Source organism: Bradyrhizobium sp. CCBAU 21365 (assembly GCF_015291305.1).
GTDB lineage: Bacteria > Pseudomonadota > Alphaproteobacteria > Rhizobiales > Xanthobacteraceae > Bradyrhizobium > Bradyrhizobium elkanii.
Map to the genome: position 1 here is coordinate 1384231 of NZ_CP030036.1, position 24597 is coordinate 1408827.

Sequence of the window (24597 nt, forward strand, 5' to 3'; positions counted from 1 at the left end):
TTCCTGGAGGGGCCGGCCCCGCCCATCGCATCGCGCGGTTCGGTTTGCAAAGACCGCGAGAGTAAATTTTGCGCGGCAATGAACGGAAGGGCCGCCACCGCGCCAAAAACGTTGCCGAAAAGCGTTGCCATGACCATTTCCGTAAGCATGCTCATTCCTCTCGCGGTCAGACGACGAAATTCCTCGCTAGCGGATGGGTCTGTGTCAGGATCAAAGATCCATTTCGCCCGCTCCAGCAGGGACGCCCTGGCCAGTTCCGTTCTTCTTTTTCGGCGCCTCAGCAACCATCGCTTCTGTTGTGATCAACAGCGCCGCGATCGAAGCTGCATCCTGTAGAGCGGACCTCACGACCTTGGTCGGATCGATGATGCCTTTCGCGAAGAGATTGCCGTACTCCCCCCTCTGGGCATCGAAGCCCCAGGCGTACTCCTTGTTTTCAAGTATCTTTCCAACAATGAGTGATCCATCTTCGCCGGCATTCTCTGCTATCTGTCGTGCCGGCCAACTAAGAGCCCGCCTGACGGTCTCCAGCCCGTGGCGCTGGTCGTCGTTTGCCGGCTTGAGTTTTGCCAGCACGGCTGAAGCTCGCAGCAGCGCTATCCCACCGCCTGGGAGTATACCTTCCTCGACTGCGGCACGCGTCGCGTGCATGGCATCGTCGACCCGATCCTTACGCTCCTTGACTTCGATTTCGGTCGAGCCGCCCACTCGGATCACGGCAACTCCGCCGGCTAGCTTTGCTAGCCGCTCCTGCAATTTCTCGCGGTCATAGTCCGAGGTGGTTTCCTCAATCTCCGTTTTGATCTGCCGGACACGCGCCTCGATTTCGGGTTTTTTGCTGGCGCCGCTGACGATCGTTGTGTCATCCTTGTCGATCATCACCTTCTTGGCACGTCCAAGCATGTTCAGCGTGACGTTTTCGAGTTTGGTGCCAAGATCTTCGCTGATAAAGTTCCCGCCGCTGAGGATAGCGATGTCCTGCAACATGGCTTTGCGACGATCACCAAACCCCGGCGCCTTGACGGCGGCGACCTTCAGCCCGGCGCGTAGCCTGTTCACGACGAGTGTCGCCAGAGCTTCGCCTTCCACATCCTCCGCGATGATCAGCAGGGGCTTTCCACTTTGTGCCACCGCTTCGAGCAAAGGAAGCAGAGTCTGCAGGCTCGAGATCTTTTTTTCGTGGAGTAGGATGTAGGGTTCGTCGAACTCGACCCGCATCTTCTCGGTGTTGGTAACGAAATAGGGTGAGATGTAACCGCGGTCGAACTGCATGCCCTCCACGACCTCCAGTTCGGTCTCGAGCGATTTGGCTTCCTCGACCGTAATGATGCCTTCGTTGCCGACCTTCTTCATTGCATCCGCCAAGAAGCGTCCAATCTCCCTGTCGCCATTGGCAGAAATGGTAGCAATTTGCGCGATCTCCTCGTTTGAAGCGAGCTTTCTCGAATTTTTCTTCAGTTCGCTGACGACCGCTTCGACAGCAACATCGATACCGCGCTTGAGATCCATAGGATTCATGCCGGCCGCAACAGCCTTGGTGCCTTCCCGCACGATTGCGTGCGCGAGCACGGTCGCAGTCGTGGTCCCATCGCCTGCCTGGTCGGAGGTCTTCGAAGCAACCTCCCGCACCATCTGTGCGCCCATGTTCTCGAACTTGTCTTCAAGCTCGATCTCTTTGGCGACGGTCACCCCGTCCTTTGTGATCCGCGGGGCGCCAAAGCTCTTTTCGAGCACGACGTTACGGCCCTTCGGCCCGAGCGTCACCTTGACGGCATTGGCGAGTACGTCGACACCCCGAAGCATCTTCTCCCGTGCACCCGTTGAAAATTGAACCTCCTTCGCGCTCATGATCGTTTCTCCCGAAGGATGTTAATTCCCTTGCCGTGATAGCCAGAGAGCCCAGCCGCTGGACGACCTAGGTCAACCGCAGGAATTTTCAAGAGCTCTTTGGCTAGCAGAGCTAGGCTTTGCATCCCTTTCGTCCCGCTTCCGAGCGGGGGGCGGCAAGGAATTGCCGACCTTGGTATGTACTGCGACCTTCAGGCGCTCGAAGGCGCGCTGCTCGATCTGTCGAATTCGCTCGCGCGAAACGCGGTGCTCTCGCGCCAAGTCATCCAGCGTCTTTGGCTCGTCGGTTAGCATCCGCGCCTCCAAAATCGCGCGTTCACGCGCCGACAGCACCTTGAGTGCCTCCGACAGAGCAGCCCGCCGTCGTTCGTAGTCATCGGCGTCCGCCAGTAGGGTTTCAGAATCGGGCGAAGGATCAGCCAAACGATCCTGCCATTCCTGGGAAGTATCATCGTCGCATATCGAGATATTGAGGGAGGCGTCACCACGCAGTCGCCCATTCATCTCGATCACCTCCGACGGACTTACCTGTAAGTGTTCCGAGATGTAACTCACCTGGTCCGGATGCAGATCGCCATCCTCAAAAGCGGACAACCTGTTCTTGAGCTTTCTGAGATTGAAGAACAGTTTCTTTTGGGCAGCCGTGGTGCCCAACTTGACGAGTGACCAGGACCTCAAAATGTATTCCTGGACAGATGCCCTGATCCACCACATCGCATAGGTGGCCAGACGAAAGCCCCTCTCAGGTTCAAAGCGCTTAACGGCCTGCATCAATCCGAGATTTGCTTCCGAAACGAGATCAGCAATCGGCAGACCGTAGCGGCGATATTTCATCGCAATCTTTGCCGCCAGCCAGAGATGACTCGTCACCAGGTGATAAGCGGCCTCGCGATCGCCATGATCTCGCCAGCGCCTGGCGTAGCTGGCCTCCTCGGACGCTTCTAAGAACGGAAATTTTCGAATCTCCGTCAGGTATCGGGAGAGCCCTCCATCCGAGGAGACCGAGGGAAGTGCTGCCGTGCTCACCATGATGTTCGCTCCTTTCTTGCTGGCTGCATGCGTGTCATCGCGAGGAAGTCGCCGCCGTCTTGGCGGCCACTTTGCTCGCGAGAAATCTAAGGACGAGATCGAGTAACCGCGCGGTGATCCGCACGGGTGGACTGCGCCCGAGTGAAAGATCGATCAGGCGGCCTTCGCCTCGATCCGCCTGACATTGCCTTTGTTGACTTCGCCGATCGGGATGCGCCGCGGCTTCATCGCTTCCGGAATTTCGCGCAGAAGGTCGATGATAAGGAGGCCTTGCTCGAAGCGAGCACTCTCGACCTCGACATGGTCGGCCAGCGTGAATAGGCGCCGGAAGGAACGTGCCGAAATGCCGCGATGCAGGAAGTTCTTCGCTTCTTTCTCAGCCTTGCGGCCTTCGAGCGTCAGGACATTTTGCTCGACGGTGAGCGCGATCTCGTCCTGCGTGAATCCGGCCAGAGCCACCGAAATTCGGAAGCGGTTCTCGTCGAGACGCTCGATGTTGTAGGGGGGATAGCTCTCGTCGGCAGTCCGCTGGACCTCGTCGAGAACGTCCAAAAGGCGGTCGAAGCCGATGGTCGACCTCCAGAGGGGAGTCCAATCATACCTCATAGCCAAATCCTCCTGAGAGCAAGTTGGGTACGAGCCGGCACCGGACACCTGCCGGTGCCCGCCTTCAGTCCGGAGCCCATTTGGCGCCCCGGCACGCATCTCTGCGTGACCAAAAGAATCCTCAAGCCTGGAAAAAGTTCAAGAGGGCGGGGAAAAATTTTTGCTTCCCGCAACGGCGTGGCTAACCGGCCGTTGAGTGGCCGCGCGGAGTCTTGACGGTGGGCCGCCCACGCCTAAATTTTCGGCGCCAGGGGGCTTTTCCTCTTGCACAAGGAAAGCATGACGACCGTCAGGAGACGACGATGATCGATGAGAACCTTGCCCGCCTGCGGGCGTACCGCAACAACATTCACCGCTACCAGCGGTTGCTCGCGACGCAAGCCTCGGACCTGGAGCGGGCCTTCATTGCAAAGCGGCTGGAGGAAGAACAGGCCGAAGCCGAAGCTCTTGTCAAAGCGACATTTCCCTTCAGTCTGCCGGCGCTTGGGCAATCGGCGGACGCAGCAGCGTAGAGGCGCGCCATGTCTGGGCTCGAAGCTTTCATTATCCGCGGGCACGAGAAAATCATCGATCACTATCGGCGCCTGCGCGATTCCGCTCCTTCCCGCGCTGAGCGGGAACGTTTCCAGGGGCGTATGGAGGAAGAAGAGGAAGCTTTGCGGAAGTTTCTCGAAGGGCGATCGCCCCAGGTACAACGCGCGGCATAGCCCTCTGCGGTCGCCACACTCGTCTCCTGGAGACACGCGCTCGAGAGAAAGATGGGAGAAGGTTTAATGATTGACAAAAAGCGCCGCCCAGCCTTTGCGGGTGCCGCAGACCTTATCGCACACGCTAAGGCGGCGGCCCGCCATCTCGAAGACCTCTGCGCAGCTTGCACGAATGGCGACAAGGCTGCGGCACGAGCAGCGCTGCGCCAGGCGATTAGCGAGCTTGAGGTGGCGCGAGCCATGGTACGGACTGGACTTGAATGACGGGGAGCAACATCGTCTCATCTCACGATGAGGTTGTGATGACTACGAAGGTTCATGATGCGTTGACGGAGGCCCTTGATTGCGTGAAGGCAAGTGGACTAATCCGCAAGTACAGTCTTGTCTGGAGTGGTCGTAGCGAGGTGCCGCACATCACGATCTGGAAAGCGACCGATGCTTCAGATGAAGCTCTGCGCCACACTCTTGCGGAATCTCTTGCTGGTCTCGCAACCGAGTCGCAGGTTACCATTGAAGAGTAGGCGAATTTTGGTATTGAGGGGTCCCGAGTTCACCCTCGGGCCTTTGATGCAGGGTGACACTCTGTGAACCTCGCCCGAAGCAATGGTTTCAAACCTGGCCGACAGTTCAGGCTCGCTGTATGACGCCGATCGAAGATATTCTGGAGCCTTCGCTCGGGCACCCGCTCTTGAAGATTGCCCACGCTGCTCTAGATCGCTTGCCGTCAAGGACCAATGACTTCGCGGTTCGAATTTGCGGCGCCGTTTCTTTAAGACGACTTTCGCATTCGAAGCTCGTTAGCAGCAGAAGATGAGAGAGGTAAGGGCCAACTGCTGCGCTCCGGCGAGGTTTGACCATGGCAATCCGTATAGAGACTGTCATTGAGTGTGGCCAAGGTAAGCTGCCGCCGAGAGCTTATCTTGGAATTGCAGCTGGCTCTCTTGACCAGGACGGTAGGACTGTGCTCACGGCCCGTGAAGCCTCGTTCGCAGCGTTGGAGGAGCAGGTGCGTGAGATAAAGGCGCAATTGGATGCTTGTCTTACCGAAGTAAAGGCTTGCTTGCCGCGTTGAGCCAGTACTTTAGGAATTCACGCGGATTGCGGAGGGTAGCGCGCCTGGCATGTAAGGCTGTCGGAGATCGGATGATCTGAAGCCGTCAAAGGAAGCCGTCTCACTTCGGCGGCTGTAGTCCGCGAGATGTGATCCAACCAGCTACTTCGGCTGCCATTTCGCTTTCGCGAGCCTTTCGTAGAAGCTCTGCCTGCTCCGGCCCTGGAGGAAGCTTGTTTGCTTCGTCTCTAATGCGTTTGGCTTCGTCGGCGAGCCGTCCTTCGAGGGTGACGGTTTGCTTAAAACGGCGGCGAATTTTCATGACACCACCTCGTGCTTACGGGTCCTAACCGTAGGGTTCGCACTTTCGGTTCTAGCACTTAGTGACCCGCGATCTGTTTCCAAGTCACCAGGCGCCAATTTCGATCACCACCAACGACGCGTAGGTCCTGATGCCGGCCAGGTCATAGTCGCTTGCAGCGGCAATGCGCGAGGCGCTACCAGCAACGACACTCCCGGGACTAGCGTGATCCGGGACCATATGGGCGGCAGAGATCGCCCCGCACCGATTCGGACCGCCAACCAAGACAAGCGAAAGTTCTCATTTAATAACAATATTTTACAAGGATTGTCGTGCGTCCGGTTGGGTCGCCGCGGCAAGCTGTTCAAGAGCGCATTGGCAGTCCTTTGTTGGAAGTGCCAAAAATTTTAGCCGCCCCTCTTGAATTGGATTTTTTCGGTTCCTAGGTCGTTTTTCCGCCGGGGGCTGGTTAGCGGCCCCGGTTAAATGACATCGCTAGACTGTTAAGGAGGATGTGCATGCATTTCCGTCCGTTGCACGACCGTGTGCTCGTGCGCCGCATCGATGCCGAGGAGAAGACTGCCGGCGGCATCATCATTCCCGATACCGCAAAGGAGAAGCCGCAGGAAGGCGAGATCATCGCTGCTGGTCCGGGCGCGCGGAATGAGCAAGGTCAATTGGTCCCGCTCGATGTGAAGACCGGCGACCGGGTCTTGTTCGGCAAATGGTCGGGCACCGAGGTGAAAATCGATGGCCAGGATCTCCTGATTATGAAGGAGAGCGATCTCCTGGGCATCGTCGAACACAGCGGCAAGTTGAAGAAGGCCGCCTGACCCCGCTGAAAAACTGACAGTCATAAAGGAAAGGAGATTTGGAACATGGCTGCCAAGGACGTGAAGTTTTCGACCGAGGCCCGCGAGCGCATGCTGCGGGGAGTGGATACACTGGCGAATGCGGTGAAGGTCACGCTCGGTCCCAAGGGACGCAACGTGGTGATCGAAAAGTCGTTCGGCGCACCACGCATCACCAAGGACGGCGTCACCGTCGCCAAGGAAATCGAGCTGGAAGACAAGTTCGAAAACATGGGCGCCCAGATGGTGCGCGAGGTGGCGTCCAAGACCAACGATCTGGCCGGCGACGGTACCACGACGGCCACCGTGCTGGCGCAGGCCATCGTCAAGGAAGGCACGAAATCGGTTGCCGCCGGCATGAATCCGATGGACCTCAAGCGCGGTATCGATCTCGCAGTGGAGGCAATTGTTAGCGACTTGAAGGCGCATGCCAAGAAGGTCACGTCCAATGACGAGATCGCGCAGATCGGGACGATCTCGGCCAATGGCGACACGGAGATCGGCCGTTTCCTTGCCGATGCAATGCAGAAGGTTGGCAACGAGGGCGTCATTACGGTCGAGGAGGCCAAAAGCCTCAATACCGAGCTCGAAGTGGTCGAAGGCATGCAGTTCGACCGCGGCTATGTATCGCCCTATTTCGTCACCAACGCCGAAAAGATGAAGGTCGAGCTCGAAGACCCCTATATCCTGATCCACGAGAAGAAACTGTCCGGGCTGCAAACCATGCTTCCTCTGCTGGAGGCTGTCGTGCAAACCGGCAAGCCGCTCTTGATCGTCGCCGAGGACGTCGAGGGCGAAGCACTGGCAACGCTTGTCGTCAACAAGCTGCGCGGTGGCCTGAAGATCGCTGCGGTGAAGGCGCCGGGCTTCGGCGATCGCCGCAAGGCCATGCTCGAAGACATCGCCACACTTACCGGTGGTACCGCGATCTCCGAGGATCTCGGGATCAAGCTCGAGAATGTCACGCTCAACATGCTCGGGCGCGCCAAGAAAGTGGTCATCGACAAGGAGAACACCACTATTGTCGACGGGGCTGGTGCCAAGAAGGACATCGGAGCCCGCGTCGCCCAGATCAAGGGGCAGATCGAAGAAACCACCTCGGACTATGACCGCGAGAAGCTGCAGGAGCGGCTCGCGAAACTCGCTGGCGGCGTTGCGGTGATCCGCGTCGGCGGCGCCACCGAGGTCGAGGTCAAGGAGAAGAAGGACCGCGTTGACGACGCGCTCCATGCCACGCGCGCTGCAGTCGAGGAAGGCATCCTCCCCGGCGGTGGCGTCGCGCTGCTCCGCGCGCTCAAGGCGCTCGATGGCGTCAGGACGGCGAACGCGGACCAGAAGGCCGGCGTCGACATCGTGCGCCGGGCGATCCAGGTACCGGCGCGCCAGATTGTCCAGAACGCCGGCGAGGACGGCTCGCTAGTGGTCGGCAAGCTGCTTGAGAACGCCAGCTACAACTGGGGCTTCAATGCTGCGACCGGTGAATATCAGGATCTGGTCAAGGCCGGGGTGATTGACCCCGCAAAGGTTGTCCGTACGGCGTTGCAGGACGCAGCCTCGATCGCCGCTCTATTGATCACCACGGAAGCGTTGGTCGCCGACAAGCCAAAGAAATCCGAGGCTCACGCGGCCGCCGCGCCGCCGATGGACTTCTGACAAGACTTGCGCCCGGCCGTCCGACGGCCGGGCGCAAGGTCCATCTCTAAGCAAGGAGATCGCCAACACAACGAGGGACGAGGATCCAAAATAGCACCCAGATCGAAGCTCTGTTGCGCAAGAGTGGGGCTGCCTGAATTGGCTCGTGCTGACCCCAAGGCTTTGCAACCATCGCATGGGTAAGTTTTCCAACGATAGGAGGATGAGATGATCAAAGATCAAACCATTGGCTCCGCTCGTGCGGAGAAAGATCAAGCCGACAGTCGCATCATGCAACGTCTGATGACGGCATTGCTTGCATCGGCCTTGATGCTGCCGTCGCTGGCAGCTTGGGGAACGGAGAGTTCGCCGGACCGGGATAGAGCGAGAGCTGGCGACATGCTGCGTTTGCCACCAATCCGATATCTCGATTCGATGCCTTGGATGAACTGGAAGGCATCGGCGCCGACGCTGAGGATCGATACGCTCATGTTCCCGAGCATCACACCTTGGGGTGTCCTGAAATCGCCTCAGGATCTGACCTCGTCGACATTAAGTTGATTGCTGCTTCATCAGCAATGCGGACAGCGACTCGCGGTCCGCGTTGCTTCGGTCGAACAGCTATCCCTTTAAGGCCGTCAATGGAGGAACAAATGTTCGCTGGCTTTAGTGACCCATTTGAAGCGCTGCTGGCTCTGCAGCGCGCACTCGACGCACGCGTCGCAAGCGACTGGATGGGACGTGGAACGGCTGCGATCGGCAGTTTCCCGCCAATCAATATGTTCCAGAAGGATGGCGACCTTGTTGCTGTCGTCGAACTGCCAGGTGTCGACAAAAACGATCTGGAGATCGAAGCGAAGGAAAATACCATTCGCATCCGAGGCAAAAAGACGATCGCCTATGGAGAGCAGGCAAGCGTCCATCGCCGCGAGCGTATCAGTGGCGTGTTCGACCGGACGTTATCGGTGCCGATTCGGATCGAACCTGATCGAATCAAGGCCGAATATCGCGATGGCATCCTCGCGCTGTTCATACCGCGGGCAGAGGCCGATAAGCCGCGTTCCATCAAGGTAAGCTAAGGGAGGCTACCATGGCAGAGTCTCAGGAACTACAGGTTCAGCAGAAGCGCGAGGTCGAGAAGAAAACCGAAGGCACGACGCCTGGACGGGCATTCGTGCCAGTGACGGACATATTCGAGACTCCCGAGGCGCTGACGGTCGTGCTGGAGATGCCGGGCGTCGATCGCAATAGCATCGAGGCGAGCGTCGAGGATGACGTCGTCACTATTGAAGGTCGGATTGATTTCTCGAAGTATGAAGGGATGCAGCCCGTCTACACCGAATACAACGTGGGTCACTACGCGCGCAGCTTTCAGATTTCCAACAAGGTCGACCAGAGCAAGATCAGCGCCCAAATGAAAGATGGCGTGGTCACGATTGTGCTGCCCAAAGCCGAGCAGGCCAAGCCGCGCAAAATTCAAGTGAGTTAGCGCGGGTACTTCGGAATTTCGACTCGATGACCTCGGCGTTGGCGCCGAGAATGGTGCCACGCCATGGGGTTACAGCCTGGGATAGAACACGGACGAGACCGGTTTTCACTGACGAACGTTGGCCGAGCGGGTTAGATGACGCCAAAGTGCAGTCCGCGTTGCGCTGGAAAGCTTTCTCGCTCATGTTGGCCATTGAAACCCGTAACAAGATCATCCTCCCCATCGAGGTGGTCGGCCCGGTCGGACGACCTAAGGGCGCGGACTCGAAACGCGCAGCCAGCCATAGCCGGATGGATGCGAGTTGGACAAAGGCACCGACAATTTCCGCTCAAACCGTGCCAATGGAGACTTCTTGCCTTTGCGTTCGGTGCTATGATTGGCGCACCTACTGCAGTGCACATCCGAGTTCGGGGATCCCATTGGCGCCTAAAGAACAGTCGGGGCTTCAACGCGAACCTCTCGTCAGCGAGCCGGCCCTGGAACGTGCCGAGCGCTTGGCCAATCTGCTGGCCTCCATAGTTGAGAATAGCGACGATGTGATCGTTAGCAAAAATCTGGACGGCATTATTACAAGCTGGAACAGGGCGGCTGAGCGTATCTTCGGCTATTCGGCCGCCGAGGCGATCGGCCAACCCATTACACTTGTGATCCCGGAGGACCGACAAAGCGAAGAACGCGAGATTTTAACCCGCATCCGACGAGGTGAGCGTATCGACCATTTTGAGACCGTTCGGCGACGTAAAGATGGTAGCTCAATCGTCGTTTCGCTGACCATTTCTCCTGTCAAGGATGCCCACGGCAACATCATTGGCGCATCAAAGATTGCAAGAGATATTACCGAGCACAAGCGAGCTCAGGAGCAGATTAGCATTCTGGCGCGCGAGGCGGAGCACCGAAGCAAGAACATCCTCGCGAACGTACAGGCAATTATCAATCTTTCTCAGTCCGACACCTGCGAGCGCCTCAAGGAAGTGATCAGCGGGCGCATCCAAGCGATGGCAAATGTTCACTCGCTGTTCGTTGAAGCGCGGTGGATAGGAGCGGAAGTCTCGGCGATCGCCAAGCAGGAGCTTGCCCCTTATCTCCAGGAGGGTCACGACAAGCGGATTCTGATGGACGGTCTGCAAACCGTATTAGAACCCACCGCTGCGCAGGCGATTGCTGTGGTTCTGCATGAATTGGCAACCAACGCTGCCAAGTATGGAGCGCTATCGAACGCGAAAGGCCGGATTGCATTGACGTGGTCGCGCACCGAGGATGGACAGGTAATACTCCGCTGGACCGAATTGGGCGGTCCGAAAGTAAATGCGCCCGAACGCAAGGGCTTCGGTAGTCGCCTCATCGAAGGAACCATCAGGCCACTTGGCGGCAAGGTGCTCTTTGACTGGCGCGCGGAAGGGCTGGTTTGCGAAATCGCCGTTCCGACGTAAAATCCAATCGAGCTTGGCTTCGCTGCCCTCGCGACATTGCGCTGCTCCACACAGTTTCCTGATCGCGAACGAGCGGCGGGTCATTCTGCATTGCAAAAAACTGCGCGACGATCCCAGCCCCTCGACCGAAGAACGGCGCCGGCTGATGCGCTTGGTCAGCGAGGCCGAAACTTGGCTGGAAGGTCTCGCTGCGCAAGCTGCAACGCAAAATTAACCGAAGGAAAATCGCCGCAAAAATTTTCGAGACGCCCTTGAAATTGATCGCCCTTCTTCTAAGTCGTTTTTTGCCGCTTGCAGCGGTGCCGGGCGCCAGCTTTGGGTCCGGTGAACTGAACAGGGCGCCAGACGCTGGTGTCTTGCGCTCCTTCGTATCCATCTTGCTCTCAGGAGGACTTGGCTATGAGGACTCACGATTTCGCTCCCCTGTGGCGTTCGACCATCGGCTTCGACCGCCTTTTCGATCTCCTCGACGAAACTCAGCACAGGACCGAGGACAATTACCCGCCCTATAACATCGAACGGCTTGGCGAAGATCGCTACCAGATCTCGCTTGCGCTCGCCGGATTCGGCCCCGATGAGATCGCGGTGACGGCCGACCAGAACGTGCTCACCGTGGAAGGCCGCAAGGGCGGCAAGGACCAGCACGAATACCTCTACCAGGGCATTTCGGCTCGGCCCTTCAAGCGGCAATTCAGCCTTGCTGACTACGTCCAGGTGAAGACTGCCACGTTCGACGACGGCCTGCTCCGGATTGAGCTCGTCCGGGAAATCCCCGAGGCCATGAAGCCCCGGCGCATCGCCATCGGCGGTGGCGCCCCAGCCGGGCAAATCACGCAGAAGGCAGCCTAGCCCGCCTTTCGCGCGGTCTCGCCGCGCGGACAGCAATCGTCCGCGCGCCGATCAGCATCATGTCAAGGAGGATATCATGGCTATTCGTGATCTTGTTCCGTGGACGAAAGGTCAGCAGCTCTCAACCCCTCGGGAGCCTTTCGATCCATTTCTCACGCTTCATCGCGAGATGAACCGGCTTTTCGACGACGCCTTTCGCGGGTTCGGCTCGCTAGGTCGTCTTGGGAATCCATTGATGGAGGGCCAATTCACCTGGCCTCGGCTCGAACTCAGTGAAACTGACAAGGCGGTGACGGTTTCCGCCGAACTTCCGGGTCTCAGCGAAAAGGACGTCCAAGTCGAGATTGCTAACGGCGTTCTTTCGATCCGCGGCGAGAAGAAGGCTGACCGCAGCGACGAATCTAAATTCGTTAGCGAACGTTACTACGGATCTTTCGAACGCCAGATTTCGCTGGAGGGCGTCGAAGAAGACAAGGCGCAAGCGGACTTCAAGAACGGCGTGCTCACGGTAACACTTCCGAAGTCTGAGCAGTCAAACCGCAACGTCAAGCGTATCGCGATCAACACCAACTGAGAACTGAAGGCGGCGGCACGATGCGGCCGCCTTCGAGATCCTCTCATATCAACCCGTCTCTCGACGAAAGGAGCAATAGGAGACACAACATGAGCCAGGCCAATCGTACCGCCAACAACGTTGGCCCCTTTTTCCACCCGGTATCTCATTACAATTCACCTGACGATGTCTTGAACGACGTCAAGCTGTCGACCGACGAGAAGCGAGTCATCTTGTCGTCCTGGGCATCGGATATGTATGTCGTCGAGTCGCGCCCCGCGCTTCGCGAAGTCCCCGGAATCCCGCACCGGCTGCATCTGGACGACATCCTGGCGGCGCTGAAGCAGCTTGACGACGAGGACGATCCGCCGCCACGTGGGGGATTGGCCATGCGGCTGCCTCGTCTCAGCACGCTTGATTGCACGGCGTCCGTCGAACCGCAGCGTGTGTTCGAAAGGCATGCAGCGACGAGGCGGCATCGGCCAATGCCAGCGCCGCGCACAGCAAATCATTCGCGATGGACGCGCGACGCAAACGTGCGACGATACCGAAAGCTCCTGAACACGCAATTGACCGATGTTGAACGCACCTTCATAGAGCGACGGCTCGCTGAAGAACTGCGGAGCTGACAGGTCTTGAGGGTCAGTGGGATCGGTTCGTTGATGGCTACCATTGATGACAGCATCAGTGAGATCAGATCCGTTCGTAACGAAATCTGGCGCTATCGCAGGCTGCTCCAAACTGAGCTCGCCGAAGCTGAGCGAGAGATTGTGGAGAAACGCCTTCGTGAACGGCTGTCAACCTTTGAAGGGCTGTTGGCATCTGCATTCCCTTTGGCCATGAAACTCTGAAGCAGACTCGGTGGGGCAGATTGGTGATGCGATGACAAGGTTTCCTATGACGGCTGCAGGTCACGCCGCCCTTGAAGATGAACTGAAGGGCCGCATCAGAATCGAACGACCTCGTCTGATTCAGCGAATTCAGCAGGCGATCGCCGACGATGCCAACCTGGTTGAGAACTCGGAATATCAGGCTGCGCAAGTGGAGCAGAACGTCAATGAGGCCAGGATCGCCGAGTTGGAAGACAAGCTAGCGCTGGCCGAAATCGTCGACGTATCCAAGCTCTCCGGCGACACGATTAAATTTGGCGCCACCGTGACGCTGATCGACGAAGATACCGGGGAGAAACGAACTTGGCAGATCGTCGGCGAGCCGGAAGCCGATGCGAGTAAAGGAAGGATTTCTGTAACGTCACCCATTGGCAGGGCATTGATCGGCAAGACCAAGGGAGCAACCGTGCTGGTCGAGGCGCCAGGCGGCACCAAGGCCTACAAAGTTCGGTACGTGGAGTGGTTTGAGGACAAGAAGAAGCGAAAACAGGTCTTAGGCTCAGATTCGTCGCGGGCTGGCCTCAGCCCCAGCATGCGTGCCAATGGGCGCTAATCAAAACATTCAGCAATGATGCGATCGCCCCGAAAGGTACGCTCGCAGGCCTTGTCGTTGTGAAGGCAGGCTATAACGCAGCCTTTCTTACGCTCGGCGCGATCGCGGGGATCGGCTTTGGAGTCTGCTGGTTCGCACTGCCCGAGACTCGCGGACATTCCGGTACGAATACAAGCCGGCTGAAGCATACCGAGCCGGCGGCCTCGGGTATCGCTGCGGGATGATTTTGAGCGTTCTTTTGGAGACGGCAGAATGGTGCCCATGCACGAATCGCTCCTGACCTGGGGTATCATTGTCCCGGCAACGGCTGGCGTCATCATCAGGCCATTTCGACTGCCTGAAGCGACCTGGGCAGTCGCGGGTGCCGTCGCGCTGGTTATTTGCAACTTCCTGACTGCAAGCGAAGCGCTGCACGGTGTCGCCAAGGGTCTTGATGTCTATCTCTTCCTGATCGGCATGATGCTTGCCGCTGAGCTTGCGCGGAGCGAAGGCCTGTTCGACTATCTCGCCGCAATGGCCGTCGAGCATGCGCGCGGTTCGCCACAGCGGCTGTTTCTTCTGATCTATGCCGTCGGCATTCTTGTTACCGCGCTGCTCTCCAATGATGCCACTGCTATCGTATTGACGCCAGCCGTCTACGCCGCGACCCGCGCCGCGGGAGCAAAGCCGTTGCCCTATCTGTTCGCCTGCGCCTTCATCGCCAATGCCGCGAGTTTTGTGCTGCCGATCTCCAATCCCGCCAATCTCGTGGTGTTCGGCGAGCGCATGCCTCATCTGTTCGAATGGCTGCGCCAGTTCGCGCTGCCATCGCTTGCCGCGATTGTCGTGACCTTTGTTGTGCTTCGCCTGACGCAGCGCCGCGCGCTCGCCGAAGGGATCATCGAGAGCCGCGTGCCCCATCCTAAGCTCGGCCGTGGCGGCAGGCTCACCGCGGTCGGTATCGCCGCGATCGGCGTCGTCCTGCTGACGGCATCGGCGCTCGACGTGCCATTGGGGTTGCCGACGTTTATTTGCGGCGTTGTGACGGCTGCGGCTGTGCTCGTTCTCAGCCGCCAGTCGCCGTGGCCGGTGATAAGAGGCATTTCGTGGAGCGTCTTACCATTGGTCGCGGGGTTATTTGTGATGGTGGAAGCGCTGATGAAAACCGGCGCGATCGACCAACTCAGCGCGCTCCTTCAAGCGGAGATCGAAAGATCGCCAACCCAATCCGCCTGGGGCGCTGGAATCGCGGCCGCGGTAGCCGACAACATCGCCAACAACCTTCCCGTTGGCTTGGTGGCAAGCTCGGTCGCGGCCAACGACCACCTCCCCCCGCCGGTCCTCAGCGCAATACTGATCGGCGTCGATCTCGGGCCCAATCTCTCGGTGACGGGGTCCCTCGCAACAATCCTGTGGCTGGTGGTGCTGCGGCGGGAAAAGATCGACGTCTCCGCCTGGCGCTTCCTGAAAATTGGTTTGCTGGTGACGCCACCTGCGTTACTCGCGGCGCTCGCAGTCGCGATCTGGTGACGACTTTATCCAGACTGCTTACTCGCTCGGATGAGAAAGAACTTGTGCTTTCGGGTCGCGCGAGCATATCGCGCTGTAAAATGAAGAGAAACTGGCGCACCCGACACGATTCGAACGTGTGACCTTTGCCTTCGGAGGGCAAACGCCAACAACCGCGCTATCCAGCACTGACCAACAGCGCTTCCCAACGCAGCCAGTTGGGAAGAAAGCCTGATCAGCATCGAAGCAATCGTGAACGCGTTCATGTTCGTCTATGGCCAGTTGGTCATTGAGGTTGACGTCCGAACGTCACGTGAAAAGTCGTGAATGGGGCGTGCCGGCGCTCAATGCCCTCGTTCGGAATATCGAAATTCGCCGGGGCGCCTTTGGCTTGGCGATACCAGCAAAAATACCAGCACAGCGGACGGCTGTAGTCGGCTTTTGCTTGTATTTTCAATGCATCGAAACAATTGTCCCGAGAAATCCGGAATCGAACCAGCGGCTTAAGTTATTGTTATTATTATAATATTTTCCGTGGTGCCCCTGGCCGATAATTGCCTAGAGCCATAACCATTTGAATTTGAACCCACTTTTATCGTCGATTGCTGTCGATACCAGCACAAATACCAGCAGGATGAAGCCAGTACTTGCCGACTAAATTAACCAGCAGGCTTCCAGTAGATGGCACGCACGCCTATGCCGTTCCGGACTCCGCAATTGCCCTGGCCGACAACCGGTCGATACCATAAGCAATTGAATTTGAAGCAATTTTCGCCTCTGATTGCTGTCGATGCCAACAGAACTACCAACAAGCTGACGCGCAGCATTGGCTGGCAAAAACATATTGGCCGGCGGCTGGCACGCCCTATGCTGCTTCGGTCGCGCGACGTTTTTGAGCGCTTGATAGCCTTGAGCCAGAGCACAAGTCCATCAAGCCAAATCTCTAGACCGGTCAGGCGTCATCTGGACGCATATGCCGTCGACGCGTCACGTATCAGGCCTCGCATCGTCCAACTCATCTCGTGGCAGAAGCTTGATGTGCTCAGCTCTCCCGTCGAAGGAACGCGCGTATCAAATGATCTGCCGAGATGCGTCCCGGTCCCCAAGCCATGATCCCGAGCGCCATCGCCGCCCAAGTGAGGTGGATCGGCCAGCCGTCAGGTACGGTGAGCTCGACGATCATGGTCATGAACAACAGCCCGAGTGCAGCAAAGCGGGTGCCGAGGCCGAACACCAGTAGCACCGGAAAGGTGATCTCGCCGCATCCGGACAGGAATGCCATCGCCGCGGGTGCCGGATAGTGATAGGGGCCGCCCGGCAGGTGCAGCATGAACTCGTCGGTGAATAGCGTCACTGCGGTGTCACTGAGGTTGAGGAAGCCGGTCCATTTCAGGATGCCGGATTTCCAGAACGGTACCGCCAGCGCCACACGCATCACGAATTGAACCAACGACGGCAGGGCCGCTGTCTGGATCAGGTGTTCGACCTTGTCCGCGAGGTGGCCCAGGCGAAAGCGCTCACCCGCGCCATAATGCTGATCGATGACCATCATGCTTCTCCAAAATCGATTGATATGAAGGCGCCCGCCTCGATCATGCCGGCGATATTCGCGGCGATGTCGAAGGAAGCCGATGACTGCAGTGCCGACGCAGCGGCGACGCCGAGCGTTCGACCAGACATCAGGTCTATCAGAAACACGGCGCCGCCCTCAGGGAGATGACGCACGACGACGTCCATCTCGGGCCGGGTGACCAAGGCATCTTCCGGCGTGCTTGCATCGATTTGACCCGAAGCCTCCTCGCCGCGATTGGCGGCGAAGATCGTCACTGCCGCGAAAGGCGAGCGGACGATTCCTGCCGCGGGATGCGCGGTGAAGACCACATCCGCCAGCCGCTCCGGCGGAACCAAAGCGAGCGCATCCCGTGACAGTGGCGCGGCATCGGCGGCATGATACGCGTCGAGCCAGGCCCGCTCGATCCGTGCCACATCCGCAAGCCAGGGCATGGCGCGCGCATATTCGTAGGTTTCGATGAATGCCGGAAAGTCGCGGCCATAGTCGAACAGGAGTGGCGATGTTGGCGGCGAGGCTCGGACATGGAAGCGCGCCATGGCACGGAAGAACTCGACGCCCGTGATGCGCTGGACCGCAGGATAGACCGCGGCAAGCGCATCGATCAGGCTGACCGTGACGTTGTTGCGATAGACATTGTAACGCCGGACCGCCGCCTTTCCGTTCGGCCCGGTGACGAGCGAGGGCGCCTTGCGCGCGGGGTCGATCAGCGCGGCCGCGAAGCGCGCCGCATAGGATGACATTTCCTTCTCAAGCGGCAGCATAACGCATCTCCCGCTGGTGGCGGTCGAGGATGGCCTGCGCCGCGGCCGCTTCGGCCTTCAGCACCGGCCAATCCGGAGTTTTGCTGTCCCATTCGACCAGCGTCGGGACAGGGCCGCAGCGCGTGATGACGATCTCGTACAGCTTCCACACGGCATCCGTGACCGGCCCGTCATGGCTGTCGATCAGGAGCAGGTCGCCTTCATCGTCGCGCTGCTCGGCATGACCGGCGAGATGGAGCTCGCCGACGCGCGACAATGGAAAGTCGGAGATATAGTCGAGCGCGGAGAAGCCGTGATTGATTGCCGAGACGAACACATTGTTGATGTCGAGCAGCAGTCCGCACCCGGTGCGCTCCGCGACGCGGCGAATGAACTCGGTCTCGCTCATCGTCGATTCGGTGAATTCGACGTAGGTCGACGGATTTTCCAGCAGCAGCGGCCGCCAGATGGCGTCTTGCACCTGATCGATATGATCGCAGACCCGTGCGAGCGTCGCCTCGGTATAGGGCAGTGGCAACAGGTCGTTGAAATAGGTCGTGTCGTGCGTCGACCAGGCGAGATGCTCCGATACCAGCGCGGGCTCGTAGCGCTCGACGAGATCGCGGAAGCGCTTCAGATGCGCCTTGTCGAGCGGGCGTTCACCACCGATCGACATGCACACGCCATGCAATGATACCGGATGGTCGCGGCGCACGGCTTCCAGCGCGCGATGCGGCGGCCCGCCCGCGCCCATGTAGTTCTCTGCATGAACTTCGAAGAAGCCGCGCTGCGGCCCTTCGTCAAGGATCGCAGCGAGGTGCTCGTGCTTGAAGCTGGTTCCAGCGAGGCCCCGCATGGCAAGCGCGGGAAAGCGGGGAGGCTCGGCTGCGAGCAACCGGGACGAGATCGCCGCACTCATGTTCGCTCTCCGCTCTCCCTATGATCGTGAGTGCTTGCCGTCCGGCTCGCCTAGACCGGCTTGAGCGATCCGGTCTTGCCGTTCGGAAGCTGGATGCTGGTGCAGGTACCACCCTGCACGAACTTCCACGCATTGCCCTGGAAGTCGGTTGTCGAGGTGCCCTGGCACGTCGTGCCTGGGCCGGCCGCGCAGTCGTTCTGACCCTTCAACGCGACGCCGAAGCACTTCTCCTTGTGCGCTGCGGTAGCTGCATCCGCCTCGGCCTTGGTGAGGGGAGCGGCGGTGGCAAGGGTCACAAGCGCGGTCGAAACGGCGCCGGCAAGGACAAGCGAGCTGATGACGTTCTTCATTGATCTCTCCACATCGTTATTGTGCGTCGCCCCCTGAGGCGTCGGGGGGGCGCATCGACTGGTTCGTTCCGTTCGCTGCCGCCATTACGGTGTTGGCAGCTCACGAATCCGTGACATCGCTGCAGGTGTCACGCAAATGGCTCTTGCGCCGTCTGCGTGCCGCTCAAATACGCTGACATCGGCCGGGGCTTCCAATGCCTTGTCGCTATGGAAACCGGGCCGGTTGAGCATTGGCGATGGCGACGCTCCGCCTGTCATGATTCCGAGACGTAACAATCTGCCGGACGCAAGCGTATCGCCATCAAGCCTACCGACCGCCGGCGAAGGCCAACATGAACGCCATTGAACGCCCAAGCGTCCTCGAACGATTGCGGTCACCGTCTTCGGCGAGGACGCTGACGATCAGCATTCGTCTTGCCGTTTCGGCGCTAGTCCTTACCGCGATCCTGCTCACCGCCGCAGCCTCGAGCCTGCTCTGGTGGCGCACGGCGGAATCGATCAGCCGGCAGCTCGCCTCGACGATCAACGAGCAGATCGTCGCTGCCGTTCGCAAGGAGGTGTCTGCGATTGTCAATGAAGCACGCGCCGCCCACACTGCCGTGCGCACGCTGTTCCTGCAGAACGTGCTTGATACCCGCGAGGCCGACAAGCGCGAGTTCGTGTTCCTATCACAATTGCAGTCGCAAGCGACGATCTCCTGGGTCGCCTTCGGCTGGCCTGACGGTTCCTTCTTCGCCGCACACAAGCTCGGTGACGGTCATCTCGAGATGATGGAGATCTCGAAGACCGACCATGTCGGCCAGCGCCGCATGGACGAATATCAGGTCATCCCCGGCGACATCGAATTTGAAACCCGCCGTTTCGAACCCACAGACTTTCGCGTGACCGACCAAGACTGGTTCAAGACCGGCATGGAGGCCAAGGGCCCGCAGTGGTTCGGGGTCGTCGACCATCCGATCGGCCCGCGCCCATCGATCGCCTTTGCGGGGCCGATCGATGTCTATCAGGAGCGTCAGGGCGTCCTTGCGATCATCATCGAGTACACAAGGCTCTCCCGTTTCCTGGCCCAGCTCGAGGTCGGCCGCACCGGAACGGCCTTCATCCTCGGTGCCGGCGACGAATTGATCGCGGCTCCCGACAAGGACGCCGACGAGCTGCATCCCGCGCACAGCCGAATCGATCTGCTGCCGCTGGCGCGCATGGCATTGACACTGGCCGGCGACGACGGTCGCAAGGAAGCCTGGCGGCGGCGGCTTACCCTCGATGGCGCAGCCTATGAGGTCGCGCTGACGCCCTTGCCATTTACCGGCTGGTCCCTGGCGACCGTGATCCCTGAGGCTGAGTTTCTTGGTCCGGTCGAAACCGCGTTGCGGCGGCTCATCATCGGTCTTGCCATCGGTGCGGTGCTCGCCGCTCTGTTCTCTGCAATGCTGGCGCGGTCGGTGATTGCCGCACCGCTTGCCCGTGTGGTCGGCGAAATCCGACATGTGGAAAGTTTTGCGCTGGAGCAGGTACGCCGCCACCCGTCGCGGCTCGCCGAGATTTCGAGCCTTTCGGGCGCGATCGCCGAGATGGCGCAGGGCTTGTCCGCGTTCCGCAAATTCATCCCGGCCGATCTGGTCCGGTCGCTCCTGCGCCAGGGCGTTGAGGCAAAGCCCGGCGGCTCGATCCAGGAGCTGACGGTGATGTTCATCGACGTGGCAGGATTCACCGGACTTTCCGAGCGCATGGGCGATCGCGTTGTGCCGCTGCTATCGCGGTATCTCGACGTCGCCTCTGAAGTCATCGTCGCCCACCGCGGAACCATCGACAAATTCATCGGCGACGCCGTGATGGCGTTCTGGGGCGCGCCGACCGCGCAGGCCGAACATGCCATGCTCTGTTGTCGTGCAGCGCTCGCCTGCCGCCAGGCCATCGAGGCCGCTGGCGTCAGGGACGACCAGGGCCATCCCCTGCAGATCCGGATCGGCATCAATTCCGGCCGCATGCTGGTTGGCAATGTCGGCTCGGAATTGCGGTTGAACTACACCGTGATTGGCGACGCCGTGAACGTGGCAAGCCGCCTGGAGGGCGCCAACAAGCACTATGAGACGCAAATTCTGATCGGTGCCGAGACCAAGCGCCTCGTCGAAGGGGCCATGATCACACGCGAGATCGATCGGATAGCCGTCTACGGCAAGACCGAGGGCCTCGCGGTATATGAATTGATCGATTCAGCGCGGGAGACGGAACAGGAGACGAAAGGGGACTCTGGCTCGGCTTGGATCGCCGACTACGAAGAGGGTTTGCAGAGTTATCGCATGCGCGATTTCCGGGGCGCGATTGGCTGCTTCGAGGTTGTCTTGCGCCAGCGTCCTCATGACCACCCAACTGAACTGATGCTTGATCGGTGCAGGCTCCTCGAGAAGTCGGGCGTCGACGACGGGTGGTCGCCCATCGTCGCGCTCCAATCGAAATAGCCGCCCTCCGACGTCCAGCAGATAGAACGAATGGAGATGCACCTGGTCCGGTACCGGCGCGCTCGTCCACGTGGCAATCAGGGCGTCATGGCTAGGTGACGTCCCTCTGTCCGTCAAAAACCTGTCTGCGGAGGATCCTGCCTCTGGCCTCTTACTCTGCCGCCACGGGCATCAGCTCCATCTGCTCATGCAGGATCACGCCCGACAGCGGATCAAACTCGCCGACCCACGGCGCGTGTTCAAGGGCTGCTCTTGTGTGCGTGTAGCCAGCGTCCCACCGCTGCATGATGCCGCGCGGGCTGAAATCGATGTCCTTGGTGTGGGTTTCGCGATCCAGCTGCGGCGCAAGCAGACGGACGACGTGCATGCGTGTCTGGCAGCCGTAACCGACCAGATCGCGCACCTCCGGAGTGTTGCGCTCGCTGTCGGGCAATCTTTTGGCCAGCTCGTTGATGATGTGGCGCAGCCGATGCGCCTGCTGCTGGCGCCCGATGTGGCTCATGATGCGGCTGGAATACTGGACATCCTTATGCCGATTCAGCACCTCCGCCATCGTGGTCGGCTCGAGACCCGCCGGATTCCACAGATGGACGGCGAAGATCAGCGAGTTCTTGCGGGGATTGTCATCGAACACGACTTCAGTCGGCGTGTTGGACAGAATACCGCCGTCCCAATAGAGTTCGCCGTCGATGCGGACGGCGGGAAACGCCGGCGGCAAGGCGCCGGAGGCCATAATATGCCTGATGGTGAGCTCGCCATCGCGGCTATCGAAATAGCGCATCTGGCTGGTCCGCACATGGGCGGCCCCGACCGTCAGCCGCGGCGAACAGCTATTGAGCAGGTTGACATCGACGAGTTCGCCCAAGGTTTGCTCGAGTGGCGCGGTCGAGTAGTAGCCGGCTCGTTCGGCACCCAGCGGATAGCTATCACCCGCATGCGCAAGGGCATTTGGACGGAAAAAGCCCGGAATTCCGTGAGTAATGGTCGCCCAGTAGGACAGCCGCTCGTTGAAGCCGGGAAAGACCGTGCGGATATTCCAGACGGGATTTTGCTCCATCCGCTTCCAGAACTCCTTCAGCCTCGGCAGCCGGTCCTCGACCGGATTGCCGGCGATGAGGCTGGCATTGATAGCGCCGATCGATGTGCCGATGATCCAGTCGGGCTCGATGCCTGCTTCGTGCAAGGCTTGATAGACACCTGCTTGGTACGAGCCCAAGGCGCCGCCGCCCTGCAACACCAGAACTACCTGGCCTGGAAGATTCTTGGCCAGCGATTTAACATTCCGAGACGAAGTTCTCTCGTGCATGTCCTGCTCCCATTCGAGCCTATCCAGTATTCGTAAGCGCACTCGGTTCTGTTACGAGCGTCGTCTCAATGTGCGGTCCAACCGCCATCGACCGGCAGTGCGGTTCCGGTGATGGAGGCGGCCGCGTCACTGGCGAGGAACACGGTCAGCGCGCCGATTTCCTCAACGGTGGCGAAGCGCTTATTCGGTTGCTGGGCCAGCAGCACGTCGCGGATCACCTGATCCCGGGAAATCCCATGCGCCGTGGCCTGTCCATCGATCTGAGCTTCGACCAGCGGGGTATAGACATAGCCGGGGCAGATCGCGTTGCACGTAATCCCGTCCTCGGCAGTTTCGAGCGCCGCCACCTTTGTCAGGCCGACAATGCCGTGTTTGGCGGCGACATAGGCCACCTTGAAAGGCGAGGCGACCAGCCCGTGCGCAGAAGCTACATTGATGATGCGACCGAATCTTTGTTTGCGCATCGCCGGCAGTGCCAGCCGCGTGGTGTGGAACGCGGACGAAAGGTCGACCGCTAGGATCTGATCCCATTTCGCGACCGGAAACTGGTCGAGCGGTGCGACGTGCTGAATGCCGGCATTGTTGACGAGAATGTCGAGCCGGCCAAGGTCAGCCAGCGTCGCCGCGACCATCTCGGCGATCGCATCAGGCGAGGTCATATCGGCCGCCGAGTAGCCGGCCCTGACGCCATGATCGGCTTCTATCGCATCCTTCGTCCTGGCGATTTCGGCCGGGGCTCCGAAGCCATTCAGCATCACGTTCGCGCCCGCCGCGGCAAGCGCGCGGGCTATGCCAAGCCCGATCCCGCTGGTTGAGCCGGTCACCAGGGCGACCCTGCCATCGAGTAGTTTTGCGTCAACGTCGCCATGCGACTTGATCTGGATATTCATCTTCTAAGTTCCCGCTTGGATCGTCGGCGGTATCCGACGGTCGCCAAAATCTGCATCGCAAAACGGACTCACGGAAATGCCCTTTGGCTTCCAAAACCATAGGTGCGGGCTATGGCCGACGTGGCCCTCAATCGGCTAGACTGGAAGCCGGATCAGGGGAAGTTCGATCATGGAAATGCATCAGGTTCGGTATTTCCTCGCGGTCGCTCGGACGCTCAATTTCACGCGTGCTGCGGATGAGTGCAATGTCACCCAGCCATCGCTGACGCGGGCCATCAAGCAGCTCGAGGCAGAGCTTGGCGGCGACCTGTTCCGCCGCGAGCGTCCGGCCGGATTGACCGAGCTTGGTCAGCGTATGCACCCCTTGCTGAAGCAATGCTACGAGGCCGCCGTTGGCGCGCGATCGCTCGCCTCGTCATTCAAAAGCGGCGAGATCGGCGCGCTGAGAATCGCGCTCACCCACTCGATCGATCTGTCGCTGCTGATCCCCTTCCTCGATCAGATCAAGCGCCAGTTCAATCGGCTGGAATTCCGTTTTCTCCGTGGTAACAGCCGCGAAGTCGGAGACATGCTGAAGAATGGCGAGGCCGAGCTTGGAATTGCGGCCGAGCTCGACCCGAATTGGGAGCGGCTCGACACCTGGCCGCTGTTTACCGAGGACTTTCAGCTCGTCGTCAATGCCGACCACCGGCTTGCGGGTCACGACCGCATCGACCTCGATGATCTGCGTTCCGAACAGCTTCTGTCGCGCGGGTACTGCGAGCATGTCTCGCGTTTGAACACCGCCTTGCGGGAGCACGGCGTAGACATCGATCATTGTCACGAAATCTTGAGCGAGCGCGATCTCGTTGAGCTGCTTGAGGCGGGTATCGGCATCGCCGTGCTCCCTGACACCTCGCGGATACCGCAGACGCTCAAACGTACCTCGGTCGAGGGGCTCGATGCCCGACGCACGGTCAATCTCTACGGCGTCGCCGGCCGCGAGCGAACCGCGGTCGCATCTGCCGTGATGCGCATGCTGCGCGGCACGGATTGGCGGCTGTTTCTGGAGAGGTGCAGAGCGGCGTGACAGTACCAATGCAC

26 protein-coding genes, 1 tRNA gene and 1 pseudogene are annotated in these 24597 nt (G+C 59.6%); 17 read left to right on the plus strand and 11 right to left on the minus strand.

Annotated features, from left to right (window positions below):
• Positions 1 to 210: 210 nt before the first annotated feature.
• The 3 genes from groL (XI02_RS06450) to XI02_RS06460 all read right to left on the minus strand — a co-directional run bounded on the left by groL (XI02_RS06450) (position 211) and on the right by XI02_RS06460 (position 3483).
• Entirely contained in the window at positions 211 to 1848 is a 1638-nt protein-coding gene (gene groL, locus XI02_RS06450; protein WP_172648805.1) for a chaperonin GroEL, read from the minus strand.
• 72 nt (positions 1849 to 1920) lie between these two features.
• Entirely contained in the window at positions 1921 to 2877 is a 957-nt protein-coding gene (gene rpoH, locus XI02_RS06455) for an RNA polymerase sigma factor RpoH (RefSeq protein ID WP_172648804.1), read from the minus strand.
• A 153-nt stretch (positions 2878 to 3030) separates the two neighbouring features.
• Complete coding sequence (locus XI02_RS06460; RefSeq protein ID WP_172649283.1) at positions 3031 to 3483, minus strand: Hsp20 family protein; 453 nt, start codon at positions 3481 to 3483, stop codon at positions 3031 to 3033.
• Between the two features lie 302 nt (positions 3484 to 3785).
• Here XI02_RS06460 and XI02_RS06465 point away from each other — a divergent pair, with 302 nt between their 5' ends.
• The 3 genes from XI02_RS06465 to XI02_RS06475 all read left to right on the plus strand — a co-directional run bounded on the left by XI02_RS06465 (position 3786) and on the right by XI02_RS06475 (position 4711).
• Complete coding sequence (locus XI02_RS06465) at positions 3786 to 3995, plus strand: hypothetical protein (protein ID WP_172648803.1); 210 nt, start codon at positions 3786 to 3788, stop codon at positions 3993 to 3995.
• Positions 3996 to 4004: 9 nt separating this feature from the next.
• Positions 4005 to 4190: a hypothetical protein gene (locus tag XI02_RS06470; protein ID WP_172648802.1), complete on the plus strand. Its 186-nt coding sequence runs from the start codon at positions 4005 to 4007 to the stop codon at positions 4188 to 4190.
• A 302-nt stretch (positions 4191 to 4492) separates the two neighbouring features.
• Positions 4493 to 4711, plus strand: a complete 219-nt coding sequence (locus XI02_RS06475) for a hypothetical protein (protein WP_172648801.1) — start codon at positions 4493 to 4495, stop codon at positions 4709 to 4711.
• 651 nt (positions 4712 to 5362) lie between these two features.
• Here XI02_RS06475 and XI02_RS06480 read toward each other — a convergent pair.
• Positions 5363 to 5563 carry a hypothetical protein gene (locus XI02_RS06480; protein ID WP_172648800.1) on the minus strand — a complete coding sequence of 67 codons (201 nt, stop codon included), beginning with the start codon at positions 5561 to 5563 and terminating at the stop codon, positions 5363 to 5365.
• Positions 5564 to 6060: 497 nt separating this feature from the next.
• On the opposite strand from XI02_RS06480, the gene groES reads away from it, so the two are divergent.
• The 12 genes and pseudogenes from groES to XI02_RS06540 all read left to right on the plus strand — a co-directional run bounded on the left by groES (position 6061) and on the right by XI02_RS06540 (position 15298).
• A complete protein-coding gene (gene groES / locus XI02_RS06485) occupies positions 6061 to 6375 on the plus strand; it encodes a co-chaperone GroES (RefSeq protein WP_172648799.1) in 315 nt (104 codons plus the stop codon).
• Positions 6376 to 6420: 45 nt separating this feature from the next.
• Positions 6421 to 8046 (plus strand): chaperonin GroEL, encoded by a 1626-nt coding sequence (gene groL / locus XI02_RS06490; protein WP_172648798.1) that lies wholly within the window; start codon positions 6421 to 6423, stop codon positions 8044 to 8046.
• A 207-nt stretch (positions 8047 to 8253) separates the two neighbouring features.
• On the plus strand, positions 8254 to 8586 hold the full coding sequence (locus tag XI02_RS06495; protein WP_172648797.1) for a hypothetical protein: 333 nt from the start codon (positions 8254 to 8256) through the stop codon (positions 8584 to 8586).
• A gap of 92 nt (positions 8587 to 8678) precedes the next feature.
• Positions 8679 to 9104, plus strand: a complete 426-nt coding sequence (locus tag XI02_RS06500) for an Hsp20/alpha crystallin family protein (RefSeq protein WP_172648796.1) — start codon at positions 8679 to 8681, stop codon at positions 9102 to 9104.
• Positions 9105 to 9115: 11 nt separating this feature from the next.
• Positions 9116 to 9514 (plus strand): Hsp20/alpha crystallin family protein, encoded by a 399-nt coding sequence (locus XI02_RS06505; protein WP_172648795.1) that lies wholly within the window; start codon positions 9116 to 9118, stop codon positions 9512 to 9514.
• A 419-nt stretch (positions 9515 to 9933) separates the two neighbouring features.
• On the plus strand, positions 9934 to 10944 hold the full coding sequence (locus XI02_RS06510; protein ID WP_244980815.1) for a PAS domain S-box protein: 1011 nt from the start codon (positions 9934 to 9936) through the stop codon (positions 10942 to 10944).
• A gap of 399 nt (positions 10945 to 11343) precedes the next feature.
• Positions 11344 to 11793 (plus strand): Hsp20 family protein, encoded by a 450-nt coding sequence (locus XI02_RS06515; RefSeq protein WP_172648793.1) that lies wholly within the window; start codon positions 11344 to 11346, stop codon positions 11791 to 11793.
• A 76-nt stretch (positions 11794 to 11869) separates the two neighbouring features.
• Complete coding sequence (locus XI02_RS06520; RefSeq protein WP_172648792.1) at positions 11870 to 12367, plus strand: Hsp20/alpha crystallin family protein; 498 nt, start codon at positions 11870 to 11872, stop codon at positions 12365 to 12367.
• 89 nt (positions 12368 to 12456) lie between these two features.
• A complete protein-coding gene (locus XI02_RS06525; RefSeq protein WP_172648791.1) occupies positions 12457 to 12975 on the plus strand; it encodes a hypothetical protein in 519 nt (172 codons plus the stop codon).
• A gap of 33 nt (positions 12976 to 13008) precedes the next feature.
• Positions 13009 to 13197, plus strand: a complete 189-nt coding sequence (locus XI02_RS06530) for a hypothetical protein (RefSeq protein WP_172648790.1) — start codon at positions 13009 to 13011, stop codon at positions 13195 to 13197.
• A gap of 31 nt (positions 13198 to 13228) precedes the next feature.
• Positions 13229 to 13699, plus strand: a pseudogene (gene greA / locus XI02_RS06535) (transcription elongation factor GreA); the annotation flags it as partial.
• A gap of 351 nt (positions 13700 to 14050) precedes the next feature.
• Entirely contained in the window at positions 14051 to 15298 is a 1248-nt protein-coding gene (locus tag XI02_RS06540; protein ID WP_371814033.1) for an arsenic transporter, read from the plus strand.
• A gap of 92 nt (positions 15299 to 15390) precedes the next feature.
• Here XI02_RS06540 and XI02_RS06545 read toward each other — a convergent pair.
• From XI02_RS06545 to XI02_RS06565, 5 genes are all read right to left on the minus strand, one after another.
• Positions 15391 to 15480, minus strand: a tRNA-Arg gene (locus XI02_RS06545).
• Positions 15481 to 16319: 839 nt separating this feature from the next.
• On the minus strand, positions 16320 to 16826 hold the full coding sequence (locus tag XI02_RS06550; protein ID WP_172649278.1) for a DoxX family protein: 507 nt from the start codon (positions 16824 to 16826) through the stop codon (positions 16320 to 16322).
• Entirely contained in the window at positions 16826 to 17611 is a 786-nt protein-coding gene (locus XI02_RS06555) for a DNA-binding domain-containing protein (protein WP_172648789.1), read from the minus strand. The genes XI02_RS06550 and XI02_RS06555 overlap by 1 nt, the downstream gene beginning before the upstream one ends.
• Positions 17598 to 18509, minus strand: a complete 912-nt coding sequence (locus tag XI02_RS06560) for a DUF692 domain-containing protein (protein WP_172648788.1) — start codon at positions 18507 to 18509, stop codon at positions 17598 to 17600. Before XI02_RS06560 ends, XI02_RS06555 begins: the two co-directional genes overlap by 14 nt.
• Positions 18510 to 18559: 50 nt before the next feature.
• The gene (locus tag XI02_RS06565) at positions 18560 to 18859 is read right to left on the minus strand and encodes a DUF2282 domain-containing protein (RefSeq protein WP_172648787.1); all 300 of its coding nucleotides are present in this window, start codon (positions 18857 to 18859) and stop codon (positions 18560 to 18562) included.
• Between the two features lie 332 nt (positions 18860 to 19191).
• Between XI02_RS06565 and XI02_RS06570 the strand changes: the two genes are divergently transcribed.
• Positions 19192 to 21318 carry an adenylate/guanylate cyclase domain-containing protein gene (locus XI02_RS06570; RefSeq protein ID WP_172648786.1) on the plus strand — a complete coding sequence of 709 codons (2127 nt, stop codon included), beginning with the start codon at positions 19192 to 19194 and terminating at the stop codon, positions 21316 to 21318.
• Between the two features lie 151 nt (positions 21319 to 21469).
• Here the strand turns inward: XI02_RS06570 and XI02_RS06575 are convergent, their stop codons facing one another.
• Positions 21470 to 22624: a patatin-like phospholipase family protein gene (locus XI02_RS06575; protein ID WP_172649277.1), complete on the minus strand. Its 1155-nt coding sequence runs from the start codon at positions 22622 to 22624 to the stop codon at positions 21470 to 21472.
• Between the two features lie 65 nt (positions 22625 to 22689).
• Positions 22690 to 23514: a 3-hydroxybutyrate dehydrogenase gene (locus XI02_RS06580; protein WP_172648785.1), complete on the minus strand. Its 825-nt coding sequence runs from the start codon at positions 23512 to 23514 to the stop codon at positions 22690 to 22692.
• A gap of 169 nt (positions 23515 to 23683) precedes the next feature.
• Here XI02_RS06580 and XI02_RS06585 point away from each other — a divergent pair, with 169 nt between their 5' ends.
• Positions 23684 to 24583, plus strand: a complete 900-nt coding sequence (locus XI02_RS06585; protein ID WP_172648784.1) for a LysR family transcriptional regulator — start codon at positions 23684 to 23686, stop codon at positions 24581 to 24583.
• The last annotated feature ends 14 nt before the right edge of the window (positions 24584 to 24597 follow it).

Excerpts from the sequence above, each read along its gene's own strand:
- groL (WP_172648805.1), bottom strand. The coding sequence starts at position 1,848 with ATGAGCGCGAAGGAGGTTCAATTTTCAACGGGTGCACGGGAGAAGATG.
- rpoH (WP_172648804.1), bottom strand. The coding sequence starts at position 2,877 with ATGGTGAGCACGGCAGCACTTCCCTCGGTCTCCTCGGATGGAGGGCTC.
- XI02_RS06460 (WP_172649283.1), bottom strand. The coding sequence starts at position 3,483 with ATGAGGTATGATTGGACTCCCCTCTGGAGGTCGACCATCGGCTTCGAC.
- XI02_RS06465 (WP_172648803.1), top strand. The coding sequence starts at position 3,786 with ATGATCGATGAGAACCTTGCCCGCCTGCGGGCGTACCGCAACAACATT.
- XI02_RS06470 (WP_172648802.1), top strand. The coding sequence starts at position 4,005 with ATGTCTGGGCTCGAAGCTTTCATTATCCGCGGGCACGAGAAAATCATC.
- XI02_RS06475 (WP_172648801.1), top strand. The coding sequence starts at position 4,493 with ATGACTACGAAGGTTCATGATGCGTTGACGGAGGCCCTTGATTGCGTG.
- XI02_RS06480 (WP_172648800.1), bottom strand. The coding sequence starts at position 5,563 with ATGAAAATTCGCCGCCGTTTTAAGCAAACCGTCACCCTCGAAGGACGG.
- groES (WP_172648799.1), top strand. The coding sequence starts at position 6,061 with ATGCATTTCCGTCCGTTGCACGACCGTGTGCTCGTGCGCCGCATCGAT.
- groL (WP_172648798.1), top strand. The coding sequence starts at position 6,421 with ATGGCTGCCAAGGACGTGAAGTTTTCGACCGAGGCCCGCGAGCGCATG.
- XI02_RS06495 (WP_172648797.1), top strand. The coding sequence starts at position 8,254 with ATGATCAAAGATCAAACCATTGGCTCCGCTCGTGCGGAGAAAGATCAA.
- XI02_RS06500 (WP_172648796.1), top strand. The coding sequence starts at position 8,679 with ATGTTCGCTGGCTTTAGTGACCCATTTGAAGCGCTGCTGGCTCTGCAG.
- XI02_RS06505 (WP_172648795.1), top strand. The coding sequence starts at position 9,116 with ATGGCAGAGTCTCAGGAACTACAGGTTCAGCAGAAGCGCGAGGTCGAG.
- XI02_RS06515 (WP_172648793.1), top strand. The coding sequence starts at position 11,344 with ATGAGGACTCACGATTTCGCTCCCCTGTGGCGTTCGACCATCGGCTTC.
- XI02_RS06520 (WP_172648792.1), top strand. The coding sequence starts at position 11,870 with ATGGCTATTCGTGATCTTGTTCCGTGGACGAAAGGTCAGCAGCTCTCA.
- XI02_RS06525 (WP_172648791.1), top strand. The coding sequence starts at position 12,457 with ATGAGCCAGGCCAATCGTACCGCCAACAACGTTGGCCCCTTTTTCCAC.
- XI02_RS06530 (WP_172648790.1), top strand. The coding sequence starts at position 13,009 with ATGGCTACCATTGATGACAGCATCAGTGAGATCAGATCCGTTCGTAAC.
- XI02_RS06540 (WP_371814033.1), top strand. The coding sequence starts at position 14,051 with ATGCACGAATCGCTCCTGACCTGGGGTATCATTGTCCCGGCAACGGCT.
- XI02_RS06550 (WP_172649278.1), bottom strand. The coding sequence starts at position 16,826 with ATGGTCATCGATCAGCATTATGGCGCGGGTGAGCGCTTTCGCCTGGGC.
- XI02_RS06555 (WP_172648789.1), bottom strand. The coding sequence starts at position 17,611 with ATGCTGCCGCTTGAGAAGGAAATGTCATCCTATGCGGCGCGCTTCGCG.
- XI02_RS06560 (WP_172648788.1), bottom strand. The coding sequence starts at position 18,509 with ATGAGTGCGGCGATCTCGTCCCGGTTGCTCGCAGCCGAGCCTCCCCGC.
- XI02_RS06565 (WP_172648787.1), bottom strand. The coding sequence starts at position 18,859 with ATGAAGAACGTCATCAGCTCGCTTGTCCTTGCCGGCGCCGTTTCGACC.
- XI02_RS06570 (WP_172648786.1), top strand. The coding sequence starts at position 19,192 with ATGAACGCCATTGAACGCCCAAGCGTCCTCGAACGATTGCGGTCACCG.
- XI02_RS06575 (WP_172649277.1), bottom strand. The coding sequence starts at position 22,624 with ATGCACGAGAGAACTTCGTCTCGGAATGTTAAATCGCTGGCCAAGAAT.
- XI02_RS06580 (WP_172648785.1), bottom strand. The coding sequence starts at position 23,514 with ATGAATATCCAGATCAAGTCGCATGGCGACGTTGACGCAAAACTACTC.
- XI02_RS06585 (WP_172648784.1), top strand. The coding sequence starts at position 23,684 with ATGGAAATGCATCAGGTTCGGTATTTCCTCGCGGTCGCTCGGACGCTC.